The sequence below is a fragment of the Bradyrhizobium sp. DOA1 genome, from assembly GCF_001593325.1.
Classification (GTDB): domain Bacteria; phylum Pseudomonadota; class Alphaproteobacteria; order Rhizobiales; family Xanthobacteraceae; genus Bradyrhizobium.
Genome location: NZ_JXJM01000001.1, coordinates 5,245,658 through 5,266,221, shown reverse-complemented (window position 1 = coordinate 5,266,221; position 20,564 = coordinate 5,245,658). Strand labels below are relative to the sequence as shown.

Genomic DNA, 20,564 nt, shown 5'->3' with positions numbered 1-20,564 from the left:
CGTTCCTCAGCTGCTCAGAGGCGCGGTCACCGCTTCGGGACTTGCCGCTTCGGTCCGCGGCGTGAACAGATAGCCGCCGGAGCGCACCGTCTTGATGATGGTGGGATCGGACGGATTGGGTTCGATCTTGCGGCGGATGCGGCTCACCAGCACGTCGATGGAGCGCTCGAACGAGCCGGCGTTGCGTCCTTGCGTGAGGTCGAGCAGGCTGTCGCGCGACAGCACGCGGCCGGGGCGCTCGCAGAACGTCCTCAGCAGATCGAACTCGGCGCTGGTCACCGCGACGCGCGCGCCTTCGGGATTGCGTAGCTCGCGCATGCGCAGATCGATGCGCCAGCCTTCGAAGGCGAGCGTGGAAGCGCCTTCGATCGCGCTCGCCGCTTGCGCCGCGGCCTGGCGGCGCAGCACCGCGTTGATGCGGGCGAGCAGCTCGCGCGGGTTGAACGGTTTCGGCAGATAGTCGTCCGCGCCCATCTCGAGGCCGACGATGCGGTCGACGTCCTCGCCGCGCGCGGTCAGCATGATGATCGGTGTCTGCGATTCCGAACGCACCTTGCGGCAGAGGCTGAGGCCGTCCTCGCCCGGCAGCATGACGTCGAGGATGATCAGGTCGACGCGATGGTCGGCCATCGCGCGCGACATCTCGCGGCCGTCGCTCACGGCGGTGACGTTGCACGCGTTGTTGCGCAGGTATTTCGCAATCAACGTCCGGGTTTCGCGGTCGTCCTCGACGACCAGGATGCTGGGATTGGGAATGGCCATGCGCTTTGTTTGTCCAAGATTTGGGCCGAATGGCGAAGAATTTTGTTTCAGGATGTTTCTGGAGAACTTGCCGCAATGCCGGGACACGACCGGACCGTGAAGTGGCAAGTTCTCGTTAAGGCCGTAAACCATACCGTGGCGCCGCTCGCGACGAAACCCCGCAAGATGCACGGAGCCATCATGACCTTGATTTCGGCGGCCTCCGCCGGCAGCCACCAATCGCCGCTGCAGCGGCTACAGCAGGAATTGCAATCGCAAGTCTCCGCGGGCACGATCTCGTCGTCGGACCAGTCCGCGCTCTCGACGGCGCTGACCGACATCGACACCGCACTCCAGCAGAGTCGGACGAGCGACCAGTCGCGCGGCACGCGGCCCTCCAAGGACGAGATGCAGTCGAAGATCGACGACCTGATCTCGAACGAGGTGTCGAAAGGGACGCTGACCGCCGACCAGGCCGAGGAGCTGAAGAGCGTGTTTCAGTCCGCCTTCGCCAGCGGCCCGGGCGGGGCGGGTGGCCCTGGTGGAGCAGGCGGTCCCGGTGGAGCAGGCGGACCGCCCCCCGGCCCGCCGCCGGATGACGGCTCTTCGGATTCGGCGTCATCCACGGATTCCGCCAGCGGCACGTCGGCCGACGCCACGACGGCGGAAATCCTCGAGCAGTTCCTCCAGGCGCTCCAGCAATCGCAATCGTCGGCGGCGTCCTACGGTGCCAATGGCAGCGCGTCGAGCGGCTCTAGCTTGTCCGCGCTGCTGATCGACTACAAGAGCTGACCCGGGCGACGCCAGGTCGGCGTGTCCTCGCCGCGATCATGCTTCACCCAGGGCGCATGATCGTCGGCGGGAAACCGTGCGCCGCACAATGTTCCTGAGTGACGCAGGAACATCTCACACTCGATATCGTGCTCGCGCATAGCGCGACGAAATTGCCGCGCACAAGGAACTGCGCGTGATCAGCGCTGTTTTCTCCGCACAAGTTTTCTGCTGAAGGAGAGGACAACATGATGAAGTCGATCGTTGCCGGCCTCGCCGGCACTGCCCTGCTGACGACCGTTGCGTTCGCGCAATCGCCGGCCGCCACCACCGACAAGGCGGCACCTGCGGCCACCACCGCCACGACGACGTCCACGACCGCGTCCGGCCAGTGGCGTACGTCGAAGATGGACGGCCTGAAGGTCTACAATGAAGCCAACGAGAACATCGGTACGATCAACGACCTGCTGATGGACAAGAACGGCGACATCAAGATTGCCGTGATCGGCGTCGGCGGCTTCCTCGGCATGGGCGAGCATCTCGTCGCCGTGCCCTATGAGAAGCTGAAGTTCGTCAACGAGGCCGTCGCCTACACCGGTACCGGCGCGAACCCGGGCGCCAAGCCCGCCGCGACTACCACCACGGGCGCTGCGACCGGCACCGACAAGCCGGCTGCGACCTCGACGTCGTCCACCTCGAAATGGTACCCGGACCACGCCGTGTTCAATGCCAGCAAGGACGAGCTGAAGAACATGCCGCAGTTCAAGTACTCGGAGTAAGGCGGCTCGACTGACGACCCAAACGACGGGCGCCCGGTTCTCACCGGGCGCGCTGTCGTGTCTTCTTCATGAAGTCCTTGCGAAATGCTGACCCTCACCCTGAGGAGCGCGCCTCCGGCGCGCGTCTCGAAGGGCGCCACCAGCCGGGCCTTCATCCTTCGAGACGCTTGCTCCGCAAGCTCCTCAGGATGAGGAATTGGCAGCGACGCAGCAGAGCTAATGCGTCACCAGCGGGCAACCGCCCTTGTCGAGCGGCCGGAAGGCCTCGTCGCCGGGCACGGTGGCGATGAGCTTGTAGAGGTCCCACTCGCCCTTGGATTCTTCGGGCTTCTTGACCTCGAACAGATACATGTCGTGGACCATGCGGCCGTCGATGCGGATCTTGCCGTTCTTGGCGAAGAAGTCGTTGACCGGTGTCGCGCGCATCTGCTCCATCACTTTCGGCGCCGTGTCGGTCTTGATGGCCTCGATTGCCTTCAGATAGTGCATGGTCGCCGAATAGAGCCCGGCCTGGATCATGGTCGGCATGTGCCCGACCTTGTCGTTGAAGCGCTTCGAGAAGGCGCGCGTCTCGTCATTCATGTCCCAGTAGAAGGCGTCGGTGACGATCAGGCCCTGCGTCGCGTTGATGCCGAGCGAATGGGTGTCGGTGATCTCCTGCAGCAGGGCGATCATCTTCTGGCCGCCCTGGGTCAGGCCAAATTCGGAGGCCTGCTTCAGCGCATTGGTGGTGTCGCCGCCGGCATTCGCCAGCGCGACCACCTTGGCCTTGGAGGCCTGGGCCTGAAGCAGGAAGGACGAGAAATCCGACGAGTTGAGGGGATGGCGGACCTCGCCGAGCACCTTGCCGCCGCTCTCCTTGACGACGTTGGCGGCGTCGCGCTGCAGCGCCATGCCGAAGGCATAGTCGGCGGTGACGAAGAACCAGGTATCCTCGCCGCGCTTCACCATGGCCTTGCCGGCGACATTCGACAGCGCATAGGTGTCGTAGGTCCAGTGCACCGTATTGGGCGAGCAGGCGACGCCGGTGATGTCGGACGAGCCGCCGCCGGAATTGATGTTGATCTTGTTCTTCTCGCGCGTCAGGGCCGAGACCGGCAATGCGACCGAGGACGTCGGCACGTCGAAGATCGCGTCGACCTTGTCGTTGTCGTACCAGTTGCGGGCGATGTTAACGCCGACATCGGGCTTGTTCTGGTGATCGGCCGCGACGACCTGGACCGGCTTGCCCGCAACCTTGCCGCCGTAATCGGCGACGGCCATCTCGACGGCGACGAGCGAACCCTTGCCGGTCGCGTCCGCATAGAGGCTCGACATGTCGGTGAGCACGCCGATCTTGACGACATCGTCGGAGATCTGGGCCTGCGCCGCGCCTGACGTGGCGGCGAGGGCGAGGCCGGCCGCGACGGCGGCGATGAGTTTTTGCATGGTGTTGCTCCCTGTGTGTTGTTGTTGGGGATTTGTTGCGAGGGACGTTCTAGCGACAATCCGTCGCGGCAGCTAAGCAATCTGCGCCATAGCGGAGATGCAAAACGGCGGGGGCTGGAGCGGGACGTACCGTGAGCTCTCGAGATCGCGTCGTAATGCCGATCAGACGCCGCCGCTCTTGAGCCGTTCGTTGCGCCGGCGGAGGCCTTCCAGGGTGGCGAGGAGGATGACCGAGACCGCCGTCAGGATCACCGCCGCCGCCGTGATGGTCGGGCTGATGTTCTCGCGGATGCCGCTGAACATCTCGCGTGGCAATGTGCGCTGCTCGGGACCTGCCATGAACAGCACGATCACGACCTCGTCGAAGCTGGTCGCGAAGGCGAACAGCGCGCCCGAGGCAAGGCCCGGCAGGATCAGCGGCAGGATCACGCGGCGGAACGCGTAAAGTGGCGAGGCACCGAGTGAGGCTGCCGCGCGCGCCAGATTGGTATCGAAGCTTTGCAGCGTGGCGCCGACCGTGATCACCACGAAGGGCGTCGCCAGCGCGGTGTGGGCCAGGATCAAGCCGAGGTAACTGCCGGTCAGCCCAATCGGTGCGAAGAAGAAATAGAGGCCGACGGCGGTGATGACGCCGGGCACGACCACCGGCGACAGCACGAAGGCCAGCACCAGCGGTTTGAACCGGCTCTTCCACTGCGCCAAGCCCAGCGCGGCGAGCGTGCCGAGCACCATGGACAGCGCCGTCGAGGCGACGCCGATGATCAGGCTGTTCTTCAGCGCATTCATCCAGCGCGGCGAGTTGATGAAGTCGTCATACCAGCGCAAGGAGAGGCCCGGCAACGGATAGGTCAGGTACGAACCCGAGCTGAAGGACAGCGGCATGATCGCAAGGATCGGCGCGATCAGAAAGATGAACACCAGCGTCGAGACGATGATGGTCGTGCTCCACGCGATGCGCTGGCTGGGCGTGCGAAGGGAAGACTGATCGCTCAATTCTTCATGCCTCCGGTGACCTGCTGTCCCTGCACCAGCTTGCCGTAGACGAGCGCGAGCAGAACCGTGGCCAGCAGCAGCACCGCTCCCAAGGCCGAAGCAAGGCCCCAGTTGGCCGTCTCGGTCGTGTAGAGCGCGATGAAGTAGCTGATCATCTGGTCGGCGGCGCCGCCGACGAGGGCCGGCGTGATGTAGTAGCCGAGCGCGAGGATGAAGACGAGCAGGCTTCCCGCGCCGATGCCGGGCAGGGTTTGCGGCAGGTAGATGCGCAGGAAAGCTGTGACCGGCGGCGCGCCGAGCGAGGCAGCGGCACGCATGTAGGCAGGCGAGATCGCCTTCATGCTGCTGTACAGCGGCAGGATCATGAACGGCAGGAGCACGTGAGTCATCGCCACGCAGACACCGAAGCGGTTGTAGATCAGGCGCAAGGGCTCGTCGATGATGCCAAGCCAGTGCAGACTATCGTTCACGACGCCCTTGCTCTGCAGCAGCACGATCCAGGCGCAGGTGCGGACCAGAAGCGACGTCCAGAACGGCAAGAGGACGAAGATCATCAGCAGGTTCGACCGGGCCGGCGGCAGCGTCGCCAAGAGATAGGCGACCGGGAAACCGAGGATCAGGCAGAGCGCCGTGACGCTGAGGCTGATGAGGAAGGTGCGGGCGAAAACGTTGCGGTAGATGGCCTGATCCGGCGGAGCTTCGACGATCGCGCCGTCCGCGTTCCTGACGAGGTCGAGGGCGCCCAGCAGATAGAAGCTCGTCACGGGACCGCTGGCGTCCCTGATCGTCGTCCATGTCGCGCGTTCGCGCCAGGCTGGATTGATCTTGACCAGCGTCTCCTTGGCCGTCCCGCGCTCCGGCAGCGCCTTCAGATTGCGGGCCGTGCTGGTCAGGATGGTGCGGAAGCCGTTGAGCGCGTAGTTCAGCCGCTTGGCCGCGACGGCGATGGTGCCGGCGGCGCGCGCCGCCAGGATGTCGCTTGCCAGCGCAGCAAAGGCCTCCTCATCCGGCAGGCCCTTGCCGTCCCAGCCGGCAAGAGCAGCGACGGTGTGAGGCAGGACCTGACGCACCTCCTTGTCTTCAACCGAGCGCCACAGCATGCCGGCGATGGGGCCTGCGAAGGTGAAGAGCAGGAAGACGAACAGCGGCAGGATTAGTCCAAGTGCCTTGAGCTGGCGTCTTCGCTCTGCGTGCTTCAGGCGACGCTTGAGCGGCACTTCGGTCTCGGTTAGGGGCGCCGCCTTTAGGGGCGCCGCTGTCATGGCATGAGCCCCTTTGAACGGAGATCTCGCGCCATTTCAGGTCGGGCGCGGCCTGAGCAAGCGCCTCGTCCTTCGAGACGACCGCTTCGCGGTCTCCTCAGGATGAGGCTCTCTGGCGTCGCTGCCGCACACTCCGTCCTCATCCTGAGGAGCCCGCCTAGGGCGGGCGTCTCGAAGGATGGCCGCAACGAAACTGCTCTCAATGCGTGCCGCATGCCCATTTCGGCCGCGCTACTTCGCCGCCCATTTGTTGAAGCGCTCGGTCAGGCGATCGATGTTCTCGAGCCAGAAGCCGACGTTGATCTCGACCGCGTTCTTGATGTTGTCGGGCGCCGTCGGCAGGTCCTTCAGAACGGCAGGCGCGAGCCGCCCCGCTGCGTCTTTGTTCGAGGTGCCATAGGCGATGTTTTCCAACAGTTTCGACTGGTTCTCCGCCTTGCCGACGAAGTCCAGGAACTTGTAGGCCGCGTCCTTGTTCGGGCTGCCCTTCAGGATGACCCAGCTGTCGAGGGTGAACAGCGCGCCGTCCCACACCATGCCGAAATTCTTCTTCTCGTTCTTGTTCGCGGTGTCGATGCGGCCGTTGTAGACCGAGGTCATCGCCACTTCGCCGGAGGCGAGCAATTGCGGGGGCTGGGCGCCGGCCTTCCACCAGACGATGTCGCCCTTGATGGTGTCGAGCTTCTTGAAGGCGCGATCGATGCCTTCGTCGGTCGCCAGCACCTTGTAGACGTCCGTCGGCGCGACACCGTCCGCCATCAGGGCGATCTCCAGCGTGGTCTTGGGTCCCTGGCGCAAGGCGCGCTTGCCCGGAATCTTTTTGGTGTCGAAGAAGTCAGCCCAGCCTTTGGGAGCTTCCTTCAGCTTGTCCTTGTCGTAGCCGAGAACGAAATCGTAGAGGATGGCGCCGACGCCGCATGGATTGACCGCTGGCGGGATGTAGGCGGCCTCGCCGCCGATCTTCGAATAATCCAGCTTCTCGAACAGGCCTTCCTCGCAGCCGACGGCGAGCTCGTCGCTTTCGACCTGGACGACGTCCCAGGTGGCGGCGCCGCCTTGCACCTTGGCGCGCAACACGCCGACGCCGCCGTCCCAGGATTCGTCGTTCATGGGAAGGCCGGAGGCTTTCTTGAACGGCTCGAAATAGACCTTCTTCTGGGCCTCCTGATACGCGCCGCCCCAGGACACGACGGTGAGGTCACGCGCCTGCGCGGCGCTCGCCAGCACGGCGCCGGCGCTCAATGCCGCAGCCAAGCCCAGAGCGATCTTGCCAATCTTGCGCTTCAGCATGGTTTTTCCCTTCTCTATCTAAGTTGCATCGTGCTGGTCGGATCAGACGGGATCGAGCGCCAGGCAGTCCTCGGGGCGGAACGTGATGAACACGCTTTCACCATGGCTCAGCCTGTCATGAGCCCGCGGCTGAAGCTTGACCATGAACTCCCCGTTGCCGGCGACATCGAGCACGGCGAGCGCGTGGTCGCCGAGATAGATGGTGTTCTGCACCTTGGCTGGCAGCCGGTTCGGTCCTTCGCTGGACGTGCCGTCCAGGATGATGGAGACCCGCTCCGGCCGCACCGACAGGGAGGTCGATGCGCCCACGCCCGAGACGTTGATCGCCCTCGCGGTCACGGCACCGCCAGCGGCCAGCGCGACGCGGCAATAGTCCCGTTCGACCGTCTCGACGGTGCCGGCCAGCACATTGTTCTCACCGATGAAGTGCGCGACGAAGCTGTTGACCGGATGCTCATACAGCGCGTCCGGCCTGTCGATCTGCTGCACGATGCCGTCGTTGAACACGGCGATGCGGTCCGACATGGTGAGCGCTTCGCTCTGATCGTGGGTGACGTAGACGATGGTGATGCCCATCGTCTCGTGCAGCTGCTTGATCTCGAGCTGCATCTGCTCCCGCAGGCGCTTGTCCAGGGCGCCCAGCGGCTCGTCCATCAGCACGAGCTGCGGGTTGAAGACCAGCGCGCGGGCCAGCGCCACGCGCTGCTGCTGGCCGCCGGACAGCTGGCCGGGCCGCCGGTGGGCCAGACTTTCCATCTTGATCATGCGCAGCGCTGCCATCACGCGCTCCTGCGCTTCCGCCTTGCTGACCTTGCGAACGGACAGCGGGAAGGCGATGTTCTCCGCGATCGTCAGGTGCGGAAACAGGGCATAGTTCTGGAACACCATGCCGATGTCGCGCTTGTGCGGCGGCACGTTCTTGATCGGCCGGTCCGCGAGGTAGATCTCGCCATGGGTCGGAATCTCGAAGCCGGCCAGCATCATCAGTGTGGTCGTCTTGCCCGAGCCCGACGGGCCGAGCAGGGTGATGAACTCGCCCTTCCTGATGTCGAGATCGAGGTTCTTCACCACGAGTTGCTCGCCATCATAGGTCTTCTGAATGCCGGAAAAGCGCACCAATGCCGGCGCAGGCTTGACCATGCCGGCTTCCATGCTCGTCCTCTCGTTGCCTGCCACAGCTTAGCATCCTCGGGCGAGAATGCCAGCGGCGCAAGCGATGACGCGCGGGACCGGGGAAGCGACGGCGCGCTACATTCCCGACAGCTTCGTCACTGCTACGTTCAGCGTGCCACCGGCTTCCGCGACGACGCGCAGCGTCTTGGAATCGAAGGCGATGTCGGCGAGCGTCAGGCTGTCGATCTTGGCATCGACCTTGAGGCCGTCCTCGCTCTTCTGATAGTCGGCGATCGCGGCGGCGATCTTCTCGCGCGCATTGGCGGCGATCGGCTTCAGATCCAGCGTTGCCTTCTGCAGCAGTGCCTGCTGCATCTGCGGCACGACGGCGCGCGCCGCGGCGCCCAGCAGGCCGAAGGCCGCCTCGGATTCCACCGCGAGCTGGATGTCGGTGAGCCGCAAGGTCTGCTGCGCCTGGTCGAGCACCGGCCGGCCCCAAATGTGCACGGTCGCTTCCGCGCCGAGGCCGAACCAGCTCTTCTTCTCCTTGGCGCGCACCAGGAGCGAGATCAGCAACTGGTTGCCCGAGGGGGTCACGTTGGCGCTCTTGACGGTGACGTCGACCGGACCGGAGCCGTCCTCGGGATAGGTGCGGCCGACCATCTGCGCCGCGATCAGCTTGTTGATCTCGGTGAAGGGCACGTCGATCGGAACGCCGATGCTGACGCCGGTGCCGGTCGGCGGCACGATGGAGATCTTGTCGGGAAACGGACAGTCCGGCTTGGTCGGCGTCGAGGTCACGCGCGTTTCGGCTTCCAGGCCGAGCAGCAGCGTCACGTTCTGCGCGTCGACGCGTGGCTGCGCCGCGATCGCGCGCACCGGCTTCATCTCGAGCCACAGCGGCGGCAGCGCGGAGCCCGAGCCCTGCAGTGGGATCGAGCGGCAGGCCTTGACCCATTGTGCTTTCGCATTGTCGCGCAGCGACGGATCGTTGCGGATGCGCTCGGAGACGGCGTTGATCTGCTCGCCCACGTTCTTGTCGATCAGCGGCTTCACCTGCGCCGGCACGTTGACCTTGGCGCCGGCGACATTGAGGTTGGTATCGCCGAGATTGACCTGGGCGCCGAGATTGGGCTCGAGATGCCAGTTGGCTGCGAGCTTGGGGCGCGAGGTGACGATGACGTTGCCCTTGATCTCGGCGCTGGCGTTCAAATTCTTGATGTTGACCGCGCCGATGCGCTTTGCCGCATCGCCGCCGAGCACGCTGCCGAGGGCGTCACCGAGCGCGCCGGTGGCCTTTGCGGACACCGAGCCCGTCACGTTCAGCTTGCCGGAGAGCGGCGTCGAGATCGTCAGCACGTCCTTGTCGCCGGCGGCCGCCATCGGCCCGCGCACGGCGGACCAGCCGATGTCGGCGTTCTCCAGGATCTGCGAGATCGGGTTGTCGGCCTTTCCGGCGAAATTGCGCGGTGCGGCCTTCTCGGCCTGCTGACGGATCGCCGACAGCGCGATGGCGACCGGCGCGATCACGATCGAGCTCTTCGAGGCCGGCGGCAGCGGCGGCAGTTGCGCGACCGGCGGCGCGGGGTTGGCCGCGCGCGGCGACAGCAGATCCATCGCCTTCAGGCTGATGAAGAACGACGCCGCGAGCACCGCGACGGCGATCAGGATCGTCTTCAGATTCAACGTCAGTCGCATCAGTCCCCCAAGCCGCCCCGACAGAGGTTTTACAGGGCGGGCGAGGAGGGCGCTAGAGCGCACCGGTGGGGTGGAATTGGGGCGAACAGGTTAACGGCTGCGAACGCGCTGTTGCCACACATTCGCGCCGTCGTTGGGACTAGCTGCGCCGGGGACGGCGAATTGCCCGAACATTGCCGCGACCGCCGCCGCCGCAAAAAAAATTGTCGCCGCCGTCGGACTCCAGCCCTGAAACCCCCGTCCCCGCGGGCAGATCTAGCTGCTCGAGCACTTTGCCGGTCTCCGGGTCGATCCGCCGCACGTCACTTTCTTCGTTCTCCCAGGTGCCGTGCCAGAGCTCGCCGTCGACCCAGGTCACGCCGGTCACGAAGCGCTTGCTCTCGATGGTGCGCAGGATCTTTCCCGTTTCGGGATCGACCTGGTGGATCTTGCGCTCGCGATATTGCCCGACCCAGAGCGATCCTTCCGCCCAGGCCAATCCGGAATCGCCGCCGGCGCCGGGTGACGGGATCGTGCCGAGCACCTTGCCGGTGGCGGCGTCGATCTTCTGGATGCGATCCTCGGCGATCTGGAACAGGTGCCGGCCGTCGAACGCCGTTCCCGCATGCGCGGCGACATCGATCGAGCGCGCTATCTTGCCCTCGGCCGGATCAAGCGCGTTCAATTTGTCGCCGGACGCGAACCAGACATGTTTGCCGTCGTAGGTGACGCCGTGCACGGCCTCGACGCCTGCAAAGGGCCCATATTCTCTGACGATCTCGGCGGCTGAACGCTTCATGTGTACGATCCCTCGTGGATGTGACCTGATCTGATCCTAGGTCTTCAGGAGCGGGACGGGGAGTAACAAGCCTGTCGGGAAACCCGGAACGGGCGGCATCATCCAGCGCCGCGCACGGCCGTGCCCGAAGAACTGCACCTTATTCGCGCGCGCGAGCTCATCGAGCGCGCGCTGCACGGTCCGCGCGCTCGTGTCCAGCGCCAGCGCGAGCGCCGAACTCGACCACGGCTCGCCGTCGGAAAGCAGGGCGAGGACGCTGGCGTGCTTCTCCTCGACCGGTCGCGCCAGCACGAGCACGTCTCGCGTCTTGTGCGGCGTCAGTGCAAACCCCTGTTTGGTCGCGGTGACATCCGCGAGCGGCTTGAGCTTGGCGCGCAGCCGGCCGATCTCGACGCGCAGCCGGGCACGATGCGATTCATCAGCGTGCCTTGCCCGAAACGCTGCGGCGATCAGCGCCTCCCGGGACACGTCCGCGGGCCACGATTGCGCCAGATGCCGCGCCAGCGCGAACAGCACCGGCCGCGTTCCGAGCGACACGAAGATGCCTCCGTTGCGAACGCTGTAGTGGAAGGTGTCCACGACGAGCGCCTTGGATACTGCCAGTGCCTCGACCTCGCCAAGCAACAGCGGGCGCTCCTTGCCGCGCGCGATCAGGCGCGCCGCAGGCGTATCGAGCACGAGGCTCGCACTCTCGACCTCTGCCGCGAGGGCAGGAATGTGGGCAAGGTGCGCCGCACGGGCGGCGCGGCCAAGCGCGGCGCGTGCCTCTTTCGTCCTGAGCCGCCTGATGGCAATGCCGACGACCACGAGCTCGCGAGCGACCTGCGATGCTGGTGGCAGGGTCGAGGCGCCGAGCTCGGTCAGGCTCCGCTCGGCTTCGTCGAGGCGGCCTAGGAGGAGCAGACGGCGTGCCTCGATGTGTCCCGCATGGGCGGCATTGGCGAGATCGCCGTGCTTTTCGAGCGTCGCGCGTGCCGCTGCGAGCGCCTTCATCGGCCAATTCAGATCGCGCGAGACCAGCGCAATCTCGGCCTCCGCCACCACGCACCGTGCGCGCGCCACCGCCTCTCTCGGACCGAACGCGCGCGCGGCGCTGCGCAGCAACGTCTTCGCCTTGGCGAGATCGCCGAGCTGCGCCATCGCGATGCCGCGCAGCGCCAGCGAGGGTGCATCGTTGCGCAGCGCAACGCGGTTCAGCGCGCCGAGCGGATCGCCGGCTTCCAGCGCACGCGCGGCGGCGGTGATCAGCGATTCCATGCCAATCCCGCCACACTTGTTACTCCCGCCGCGCAACCGCGCGGTGGCAGAAATCGTTGACGGCCGAAGCAGGAGATGAGGAGAGCCAACATGACATCAATTCAAAACGCAGGGATGAATGGGCAGCCCGCCATGCAGACGCCGCCGGTGGTGTCGCCGCAGGACTGGGAGGCCGCCCGTCTGCAGCTGCTCGTGAAGGAAAAGGCCCATACCCGTGCCCGCGATGCCCTGGCCGCCGAACGTCGGCGCATGCCGTGGATGGCGGTGGACAAAACCTATGCGTTCGAGGGCCCCGGCGGCAAGGTCAGTCTGGTCGACCTATTCCAAGGCCGGCGGCAGCTGATCGTCTATCGCGCCTTCTTCGAGCCGGGCGTGTTCGGCTGGCCCGATCACGCCTGCCGGGGCTGCTCCATGGTCGCCGACCAGGTCGCCCATGTCGCGCATCTCAACGCCCGCGACACCACCCTCGTATTCGCTTCGCGCGCGCCGCAGGCCGACATCATCAGGCTGAAGCAGCGGATGGGCTGGACCATGCCCTGGGTCACTATCACCGACAGCTTCGATGCCGATTTCGGCGTGGACGAATGGCACGGCACCAACGTGTTCTTCCGTGACGGGGACCGGGTCTTCCGCACCTATTTCGTCAAGAGCCGCGGCGACGAGCAGATGGGCGGCACCTGGAACTATCTCGACATCACCCCGCTCGGCCGGCAGGAGGTGTGGGAGGACTCGCCGCAGGGCTATCCGCAGACGCCGACCTACAAATGGTGGAATTGGCACGACAGCTACGCCGAAGGCGCGGCGCCCGACAAGAAATGGGTCGAGATTTCGGACGCCGGCGAGAAGGCCTTTCGCGAGGAGGCCGCGGGAGAACGGAAATGAGCTGCTCCGTCGGCACGGCCGCCGGCAGCCGTGATGGCGTCGCCGCCGCGCGCCATCTCGCCAGATGGCTGGGGCTGGCGGCGACGCCAACCTTCGCGATCATGGCCGTGGCGACGGCTCTGTCCGGCAGCGGCGCCGCGGACACGCTCTGCGCCACCGGACATGGGTCCGTGCTCGGCGGAATGGTGCCGATGTATCTGTTGATGAGCGCGTTTCATTCGGCAGCGTGGCTGCGGCTGATTGCGGGCGGCGGCGGGGCGAGCCTGTAAGGATGGTGACCACCGGCTCACACAGCCACGGCTCCGGCATTTGCCGGAGCTGTCACTGCGAAGCGGTTTGCAAATAAGCCACCACCTTCGCCGCCTCCTCCGCTGAGATTCCGCCATAGGGCTGCATCTTGTGACCCGAGACGACCTCGTCCGGCTTCACCATGAAGCGCGTGAGCTTGTCCTGGTCCCAGTTGAAGCCGGCCTCTTTCATCGAGGACGAGTAGTTGTAGTTCGGCAGCGAGCCGGCCTTGCGGCCGACGATCTTGTTGAGGTTGGGGCCGAGGCGGTTGTCGCCTTCCTTCATGGAGTGGCAGGTGCGGCAGGAATTGTTGAAGGCCTGCTGGCCTGCCTCGCCGCTTGCCGGCTGCTGCGCGAGCGAAGAGGGCGCGGACAACAGCAACGCCAGTGCTCCCCCGGCGATGGCGTGCAGCCATGGGCTTGGCGAGGATTGCAGGCGTGATTGCATGTGCGCCTCCATTGGGGACCGCGCCGCAGCAAGCGCGCGCCAGCGTGTCGAGGGCAAACGAAAACGGCCCCGGTGGGTTCCGGGGCCGCTCGCGTCAGAATGTCGTTCTGCTCAGCGTGTTGCGCTGCCGAGTTCCGCTCTGCGTTCCGTCATCGGCAGCACCACGACCTTGGTGCCGACGCTGACGCGGGCGTAGAGGTCGGTGACGTCCTCGTTGGTCATGCGGATGCAGCCGGAGGAGACGCGCTTGCCGATGGTCTCGGGAGCGTTGGTGCCGTGGATGCGATAGATGGTGCCGCCGAGATACATGGCGCGCGCACCGAGCGGATTGCCGGGGCCGCCGGCCATGTGGCGCGGCAGATAGGGCTGGCGGGCGATCATTTCCGGCGGCGGGGTCCAGGCCGGCCACTCGGCCTTGCGGCTCACCGACTGGATGCCGGACCAGGTGAAGCCGTCGCGGCCGACACCGATGCCGTAGCGCAGCGCCTGCCCGTTGCCGAGCACGTAATAGAGATAGGTGTTGGGCGTATCGATGATGATGGTGCCCGGCGCTTCGCGCGTCGCGTAAGCGACGGTCTGGCGGCGGAAGCGGGCCGGCATCTCGACCGCGTCCTGATCCTCGGACGGCTCGGTCTGATAGGTCGGCGCCTGATGGGGCTGATAAGGCTGATAGGGCTGGAACGGCTGCGGCGCGGCCATCGGCGGCAGCGGCTGGAAGAACGGGAATATCTGCACCGGCGCGGCGTTGGCCGCACCTGCGAACGCGATGGCGGAGATCGCGACTGCACCGACGACAACGGCGCGCGAATAGGTCTTGAAAGTGTCCAGATTGAACATTTGATCGCCCCTGTTTGCTCGGTGTTGTTGATCACCGCGGCACCGTCTCGGTGCTCCGTTGCGCAAAATCACTAACGGCAAGACGTTTCGGGACATTTGCGCGGAAAACCGAAAACGGTTTCATCGCGGCAAGAATTGTTTCATGACAGTTTCGTGGCCGTGCCGGGGCGTTAACGAACAAAACAGCCTGCGGACATTTCTATGACGTCACACGCCTGAAATATCCTTCGTTGATGGTCGGTGCCTGAGAATCATCAAACTCTCGGGACTTTCCCATGCGGGTATTAATCGCGACGGACGCCTGGCATCCGCAGGTCAACGGCGTGGTGCGGACGCTCACCTCGCTGGCGAAAGCGGCCAAGGCCCTCGACGTCGAGATCGACTTCCTCACCCCGGACGGCTTTAGGTCCTGGCCGCTGCCGACCTATCCCGGCCTGCGCTTCGCGCTGCCGTCGGCGAAGGAGATCGCGCGGCGGATCGAGAAGGCATCGCCGGATGCGCTGCACATCGCCACCGAAGGGCCGATCGGTTGGGCCGCGCGGGCCTATTGCCGCCGCAACCGGCTCGCCTTCACCACCTCTTATACGACGCGCTTTCCCGAATACGTCTCGGTGCGGACCGGCATTCCCGCCGGCGTCGGCTATGCCGTGCTGCGCCACTTCCACGACGCCGCCGCGATGACGATGGTGGCGACGCCTTCGCTGCGGCAGGAATTGTCCGAGCGCGGCTTCAAGCGGCTCGGCTTCTGGACGCGCGGCGTCAACACCGAGCTGTTCCATCCCGACGCTCCGGCGCAGCTCGACCTGCCGCGGCCGATCTTCATGACGATGGGGCGCGTGGCCGTGGAGAAGAATCTCGACGCGTTCCTCTCGCTCGATCTGCCCGGTACCAAGGTCGTCGTCGGCGACGGCCCGCAGAAGGCGGCGCTCGAAAAGGAATATCCCGCCGCAATCTTCCTCGGCGAGAAGAAGGGCGCCGATCTCACCGCGCATCTCGCCGCGGCCGATGTGTTCGTGTTTCCGAGCCTGACCGACACCTTTGGCGTGGTGCAGCTGGAGGCGCTCGCCTGCGGAACGCCGGTGGCGGCGTTTCCAGTCACGGGTCCGAAGGACGTCATCGCCGATCATCCGATCGGCGCCATCGATCATGATCTGCGCACCGCCTGCTTGCGTGCGCTCGCCATGTCGCGCGAGACCTGTCGCAACTTCGCGCTGGAGCGCTCCTGGGAGAACAGCGCGCGCCAGTTCGTCGGCAATCTCACCTCACTTCAGCCCAGCCGCGCCTTGCGCGCCTCGCCACGGATGGCGCGGCGGCCGGTCCGCGGTTGATTTCAAGATTAGAACCACAGCGAGAACCTCATCGATGGCTAAGATCATGAACCTTGACGGCACTCAGCAGCTCGACCTCACCCGTGGCACGGTGGAGCAGGCCTATGACCGCTGGGCGCCCGTCTACGATCTCGTGTTCGGAGGCGTGTTCGCCAAGGGCCGGCAGGCGGCGATCGCAGCCACCAACAAGATTGGCGGCCGCGTGCTCGAGGTCGGCGTAGGCACCGGCATCTCGCTGCCGCTCTACGCGCCCAACCTGCGCATCTTCGGCACCGACATCTCGGAAGCGATGCTGGAGAAGGCGCGGCGCCGAGTCAGCGAAGGCAATCTGAAGAACGTCGAGGGCCTCGCGGTGATGGACGCCGAGAAGCTCGAATTTCCCGACAACTCGTTCGATGTCGTGATGGCGCAATATGTCGTGACGGCCGTGCCCAACCCGGAAAAGGCGCTCGACGAATTCGCGCGCGTGCTGCGCCCCGGCGGCGAGCTGATCATCCTCACCCGCGTCAGCGCCGACACCGGCATGCGCCGCTTCATCGAGCAGAAGCTCCAGCCGGTGGTGCGTCCGCTCGGCTTCCGCACCGCCGAGTTCGCCTGGTCGCGTTACGCCAAGTGGCTTGCCGGCGCGCGCGGCATGGAGCTCGCCGAGCGCCGCCTGATCCCGCCGCTCGGGCACTTCTCGCTGGTGCGCTTCCGCAAGGCCGACGTCGCCAAAGCGGCGTGAGCTTACGCGTCCCTCGTGCGTCATCGCGCCGCTGCGCATCGTCACATGACAAAATGATGATGTCACACGGTCTACATCGAATCCCTGTAAATCCTGAACCCGAAAGCATTTGGGGGAGAGCATGATCAAGAACTATCTCGAGCAGCTGCGGATCCAGCGCTGGGACGACCATCGCTACTATCACCACAGCCGCATCAATCAGAGCCTGCACTTCGTCAGCGCGCTGAGCTTTCTCTTCGCCTATGTTTGGCTCTTTATCGACCCCGTGATCTCGGCGCTGGTCGGCTGGCTGGTCTCGATGACCTCGCGCCAGGCCGGTCACTTCTTCTTCGAGCCGCACGATTACGACCACATCAATCAGGCGACGCACGAGTACAAGGAAGAGATCAAGGTCGGTTACAACCTGCAGCGCAAGGTGGTGCTGATGGCGATCTGGGCGCTCTCGCCGCTCGTGCTGTTCGCCGATCCCACGCTGTTCGGCCTGTTCACGCCCTGGGCGAGCGCGGCCGACTTCATGCGCCAGACGGCCAAGATCTGGCTCTTCATCGGCGGCGGCGGTCTTCTGTTCCGCACCGTGCATCTGTTCTTCATCCGCGACGTCGAGACCGGCCTCGTCTGGATGACCAAGATCCTGACCGACCCGTTCCACGATCTGATGCTCTATCGCAAGGCTCCGCTGGCGCTGATGCGCGGCGAGCTGATGGACCCCGGCCTGCACCTCAACCCCGAGCACACGCTGGGCCTGATCGGCGAGCCCACGCTCGAAGAGCAGCACGCCTGATACGGCCGTCGTCCGGATCGCGAATGTTCATGATCTACGTCATGCCCGGCCTTGTGCCGGGCATCCACGTCTTGGAGCGATCGTGTGGAGACGCGTGGATGGCCAGGACAAGCCCGGCCATGACGGTATTGCGGCAGTCAGCCTCAGCGCCCGAAGCGCTTGGCCAGCATCTCTTTCAGGATCTGACGCTTGATGTTCTTGTTGGTGAGTACGCCGTCGTGCCACCAGAAGCCGTCGGCCTTCATCTTCTCGGCGGCGCGAACGAAGCGTTCGGCGACCTCGGTGAAGTCGGCGTCGGTGTAATTGAGGCTGAAGATCAGCCGTCCGGTGCCGACCCAGCTCAGCGCCAAGCCCTCGGCGCGCAGGTAGTATTGCAGCATCCAATTGTAGCGGGACGGGGTGGTGTATTTCACTGTCCAGATCGACGAGAAGTTCGCGAACCGCACCGGCAGGCCGGCATCGGTCATCATTTGGTTGAGCTTCTGGACGCGGCTGTTCCAGGTCTCGTCGAGGCCGTCATAGACCGCGCGAAAATTGGGGCTGGCGAGGCGGCTCAGGAACTCGTCCATTGCCGTCATGACATAGGGATGCGAGTTGAAGGTGCCGCGGGCGAAGCAAATGTCGGCGGGACGATCGTCGCGGAAGCGGCGCATCAGCTCGCGTTTGCCGCAGACCACGCCGACCGGCAGGCCGCCGGCGAGGCTCTTGCCGTAGGTCACCATGTCGGCGCGCACGCCGAAATAGTCCTGGGCGCCGCCGGCGGCGAGACGGAAGCCGACGAACACCTCGTCGAAGATCAGCACGATGCCGCGTTCGGTGCAAACCTCACGCAGCTTCTTGAGCCAATCGGTGTAAGCCGCGCGGTCAAAGTTGCCGCCGCGGGAGGAATCGACCAGCGAGGAATCGCCGGGCGCGTTGGCGTTCGGGTGCAGCCCTTGGAGCGGGTTGACCAGCACGCAGGCGATGTCCTTGCGCGTCTTCAGGACGTGCAGCGTCTTCTCCGACATCTCGGCGAGGGTGTATGTCTCGTGCGCGGTGATCGGGTTGCCGACGCCGGGCTGCACGTCGCCCCACCAGCCGTGATAGGCGCCGGCGAAGCGGACGAGGTGCGTGCGCTTGGTGTGATAGCGCGCGAGCCGCACCGCCTGCATCACGGCCTCGGTGCCGGACATGTGGAAGGAGACCTCGTCGAGACCCGAGATCTGACGGAGCCGCGCCACGTTGTCGAGGATGACGGGATGGTAGGGACCGAGCACCGGGCCGAGCGCATGCGCCCGCTTCTCGGCGCCCTCGATGCACTCCTTGTAGAAGTCGTTACCGAAGATGTTGACGCCGTAGGATCCCGTGAGGTCGTAGAAGCTGTTGCCGTCGACATCGGTGACGGTGACGCCGCTGGACGATTCCATGAAGGTCGAGGTGCCCAGATGCTCGCGGACGAGGCGCGAGAACTGGAACGGCACGCGGTAGCTCTCCGTGAAGTTCAGGTCGGAGATCGTCTCCGCCGCCTCCTTCGTGATCGCGCGGCCCTTGGGGTAGCGCTCGGCGTAGAGCCTGGCGAGGCGGAAGAAGGCGTCCTTGCGTTGCATCACGACGTTGGCGGGCGCGCCGTCACAGCCGAAGTACTGGTCGCCGCTAAATTCGTAGAACGGCAGCAGCTTTGCCACCCGCCGCGACATCTTGGAGTGTCCGGCGAGCGAGCGGTGCTTGGCGCGGGAGAGTTCGACCCGCGCCTTGAGCTTCGGGAAGACGGCGGCAGCGGACGCTGCGGCGGCCACGGACATCGAGAGAATCGGGAGTGTCGTTTCCATGACAACAAGCGCTAACCCTGCGAGCTGACAGATTCATGACAGTCAAAGCCCTCATCGCCTCTTTCACCCAGCAGGAAGACCTCAACTTCCTGTTGACCAACCGCATCCCCCGCGCCGCCCTGACCCGCTTCATGGGCTGGTTCTCCAAGATCGAGAATCCCTTCGTCCGGGATTTCTCGATCGCGCTGTGGAAACTGTTCTCCGATCTCGATCTGTCGGAGGCGCGTAAGACGCATTTCAGCAGTCTGCACGACTGCTTCACCCGGGAGCTGAAGCCGGGCCTGCGGCCGTTCGATCCGGATCCGTCAGTGGTGGCGAGCCCCTCGGACGGCATTGTCGGAGCTCACGGCAAGATCGCCGACACCGAACTGTTTCAGGTCAAGGGCGCGCCCTATTCGTTGCTCGATCTGCTCGGCGATTCAGCCTTGGTCGATCAGCACCGCAACGGAAGCTTCGTCACGCTGCGGCTGACGTCGAGCATGTATCATCGCTTCCATGCACCCTTTGACGCGCAGATCGAACGCGTGACGCTGATCCATGGCGACGTCTGGAACGTCAATCCGATCGCGCTCAAACGAGTGGAACGTCTGTTCTGCAAGAACGAGCGCGCGGTGATCCGCACGCATCTCTCGTCCGGTGAGGCGGTGACGCTGGTGCCGGTCGCCGCCATCCTGGTCGCGAGCATCCGGTTGCACATCCTCGACATGGTGCTGAACGCGCAAACCCGCGGCCCGGTCAATTTCCCCTGCGACGTCAACGTCACCAAGGGCGAGGAGCTCGGCTGGTTCGAGCACGGCTCGACCATCATCATTCTGGCGCCCGGTGATTTCACCTTCTGCGACGGTATTGCCGAGGGCACGCGCATTCGCGCAGGTCAAGCGCTGTTGAAGCGAAACTAGCCTTCAATCCGCCGCGTCCGACGCCTATATCCTCCGTGGGGGCGATTCTACGACGACGGATCGGACGATGGCGCGGGCGCCGGTGATGGCGGCGGGTGGTATTGTGCTGCGGCGTGCTGCGACGCCGCTGATTGCAGTGGTGCGCCAGCGCAAGCGCAACGAATGGGTCCTGCCCAAGGGCAAGCTCGACGACGGCGAAACTCCAAAGGAGGCCGCTCATCGCGAGGTGCTGGAAGAGACGGGCCACGACGTCGCTATCCACGAATTCCTGGGCACGCTGGTCTACCAGTCCGGCGGGCGCAGCAAGGTTGTGCACTTCTGGCGCATGGAGGCCGATGGCGGTCCGGTCCGCAAGCTGATGAATGACATCAAGGCGGTGGACTGGCTGACGCTCGACGATGCCATCGCACGCCTGTCGCGCGAGTACGAGCGCGCGTTCCTCACACAGATCGGCCCGATC

The 20,564-nt window shown here is 65.1% G+C and carries 21 protein-coding genes; 9 read left to right on the top strand and 12 right to left on the bottom strand.

Features of this window, described 5'->3' with window-relative positions:
* Nucleotides 1-6: 6 nt before the first annotated feature.
* Nucleotides 7-762, bottom strand: coding sequence for a response regulator (locus SE91_RS24500; protein ID WP_061849431.1), 756 nt, complete (start codon nt 760-762; stop codon nt 7-9).
* Nucleotides 763-942: 180 nt separating this feature from the next.
* Here SE91_RS24500 and SE91_RS24495 point away from each other — a divergent pair, with 180 nt between their 5' ends.
* Nucleotides 943-1,533: a hypothetical protein gene (locus tag SE91_RS24495; RefSeq protein WP_061851290.1), complete on the top strand. Its 591-nt coding sequence runs from the start codon at nt 943-945 to the stop codon at nt 1,531-1,533.
* Between the two features lie 227 nt (nt 1,534-1,760).
* Nucleotides 1,761-2,291, top strand: coding sequence for a PRC-barrel domain-containing protein (locus SE91_RS24490; protein ID WP_061849430.1), 531 nt, complete (start codon nt 1,761-1,763; stop codon nt 2,289-2,291).
* Nucleotides 2,292-2,507: 216 nt separating this feature from the next.
* Here SE91_RS24490 and SE91_RS24485 read toward each other — a convergent pair whose 3' ends face one another.
* The 8 genes from SE91_RS24485 to SE91_RS24450 all read right to left on the bottom strand — a co-directional run bounded on the left by SE91_RS24485 (nt 2,508) and on the right by SE91_RS24450 (nt 12,110).
* Nucleotides 2,508-3,719, bottom strand: a complete 1,212-nt coding sequence (locus tag SE91_RS24485) for an ABC transporter substrate-binding protein (protein WP_061849429.1) — start codon at nt 3,717-3,719, stop codon at nt 2,508-2,510.
* Nucleotides 3,720-3,881: 162 nt separating this feature from the next.
* On the bottom strand, nt 3,882-4,712 hold the full coding sequence (locus tag SE91_RS24480; RefSeq protein WP_061849428.1) for an ABC transporter permease: 831 nt from the start codon (nt 4,710-4,712) through the stop codon (nt 3,882-3,884).
* Nucleotides 4,709-5,974, bottom strand: coding sequence for an ABC transporter permease (locus SE91_RS24475; protein WP_061849427.1), 1,266 nt, complete (start codon nt 5,972-5,974; stop codon nt 4,709-4,711). Before SE91_RS24475 ends, SE91_RS24480 begins: the two co-directional genes overlap by 4 nt.
* A 231-nt stretch (nt 5,975-6,205) precedes the next feature.
* The gene (locus SE91_RS24470; protein ID WP_061849426.1) at nt 6,206-7,264 is read right to left on the bottom strand and encodes an ABC transporter substrate-binding protein; all 1,059 of its coding nucleotides are present in this window, start codon (nt 7,262-7,264) and stop codon (nt 6,206-6,208) included.
* 42 nt (nt 7,265-7,306) lie between these two features.
* Nucleotides 7,307-8,416, bottom strand: coding sequence for an ABC transporter ATP-binding protein (locus SE91_RS24465; protein WP_061851289.1), 1,110 nt, complete (start codon nt 8,414-8,416; stop codon nt 7,307-7,309).
* 96 nt (nt 8,417-8,512) lie between these two features.
* A complete protein-coding gene (locus SE91_RS24460) occupies nt 8,513-10,075 on the bottom strand; it encodes a DUF4403 family protein (RefSeq protein WP_061849425.1) in 1,563 nt (520 codons plus the stop codon).
* 139 nt (nt 10,076-10,214) lie between these two features.
* A complete protein-coding gene (locus tag SE91_RS24455; RefSeq protein ID WP_061849424.1) occupies nt 10,215-10,853 on the bottom strand; it encodes a Vgb family protein in 639 nt (212 codons plus the stop codon).
* 36 nt (nt 10,854-10,889) lie between these two features.
* Nucleotides 10,890-12,110 (bottom strand): winged helix-turn-helix domain-containing protein, encoded by a 1,221-nt coding sequence (locus SE91_RS24450; protein ID WP_061849423.1) that lies wholly within the window; start codon nt 12,108-12,110, stop codon nt 10,890-10,892.
* A 90-nt stretch (nt 12,111-12,200) separates the two neighbouring features.
* On the opposite strand from SE91_RS24450, the gene SE91_RS24445 reads away from it, so the two are divergent.
* Both SE91_RS24445 and SE91_RS24440 read left to right on the top strand, forming a co-directional pair.
* A complete protein-coding gene (locus SE91_RS24445) occupies nt 12,201-12,992 on the top strand; it encodes a DUF899 domain-containing protein (RefSeq protein WP_061849422.1) in 792 nt (263 codons plus the stop codon).
* Nucleotides 12,989-13,261 (top strand): hypothetical protein, encoded by a 273-nt coding sequence (locus SE91_RS24440; protein WP_061849421.1) that lies wholly within the window; start codon nt 12,989-12,991, stop codon nt 13,259-13,261. Before SE91_RS24445 ends, SE91_RS24440 begins: the two co-directional genes overlap by 4 nt.
* Before the next feature lie 52 nt (nt 13,262-13,313).
* Here SE91_RS24440 and SE91_RS24435 read toward each other — a convergent pair whose 3' ends face one another.
* Both SE91_RS24435 and SE91_RS24430 read right to left on the bottom strand, forming a co-directional pair.
* Entirely contained in the window at nt 13,314-13,727 is a 414-nt protein-coding gene (locus tag SE91_RS24435; protein WP_061851288.1) for a c-type cytochrome, read from the bottom strand.
* A 111-nt stretch (nt 13,728-13,838) separates the two neighbouring features.
* A complete protein-coding gene (locus SE91_RS24430; protein WP_061849420.1) occupies nt 13,839-14,564 on the bottom strand; it encodes a L,D-transpeptidase in 726 nt (241 codons plus the stop codon).
* Nucleotides 14,565-14,839: 275 nt separating this feature from the next.
* On the opposite strand from SE91_RS24430, the gene SE91_RS24425 reads away from it, so the two are divergent.
* The 3 genes from SE91_RS24425 to SE91_RS24415 all read left to right on the top strand — a co-directional run bounded on the left by SE91_RS24425 (nt 14,840) and on the right by SE91_RS24415 (nt 17,397).
* Complete coding sequence (locus SE91_RS24425; RefSeq protein WP_061849419.1) at nt 14,840-15,892, top strand: glycosyltransferase family 4 protein; 1,053 nt, start codon at nt 14,840-14,842, stop codon at nt 15,890-15,892.
* Between the two features lie 34 nt (nt 15,893-15,926).
* Nucleotides 15,927-16,616: a class I SAM-dependent methyltransferase gene (locus SE91_RS24420; protein ID WP_061849418.1), complete on the top strand. Its 690-nt coding sequence runs from the start codon at nt 15,927-15,929 to the stop codon at nt 16,614-16,616.
* 121 nt (nt 16,617-16,737) lie between these two features.
* Nucleotides 16,738-17,397 (top strand): hypothetical protein, encoded by a 660-nt coding sequence (locus SE91_RS24415; RefSeq protein WP_061849417.1) that lies wholly within the window; start codon nt 16,738-16,740, stop codon nt 17,395-17,397.
* A gap of 143 nt (nt 17,398-17,540) precedes the next feature.
* On the opposite strand, the gene SE91_RS24410 is transcribed toward SE91_RS24415, so the two are convergent.
* Nucleotides 17,541-19,205, bottom strand: coding sequence for an aminotransferase class III-fold pyridoxal phosphate-dependent enzyme (locus SE91_RS24410; RefSeq protein WP_061849416.1), 1,665 nt, complete (start codon nt 19,203-19,205; stop codon nt 17,541-17,543).
* Nucleotides 19,206-19,240: 35 nt separating this feature from the next.
* On the opposite strand from SE91_RS24410, the gene asd reads away from it, so the two are divergent.
* A complete protein-coding gene (asd, locus tag SE91_RS24405; RefSeq protein ID WP_061849415.1) occupies nt 19,241-20,104 on the top strand; it encodes an archaetidylserine decarboxylase in 864 nt (287 codons plus the stop codon).
* Between the two features lie 67 nt (nt 20,105-20,171).
* The coding region (locus SE91_RS24400) for an NUDIX hydrolase (protein WP_061851287.1) at nt 20,172-20,564 on the top strand (393 nt) is incomplete at its 3' end.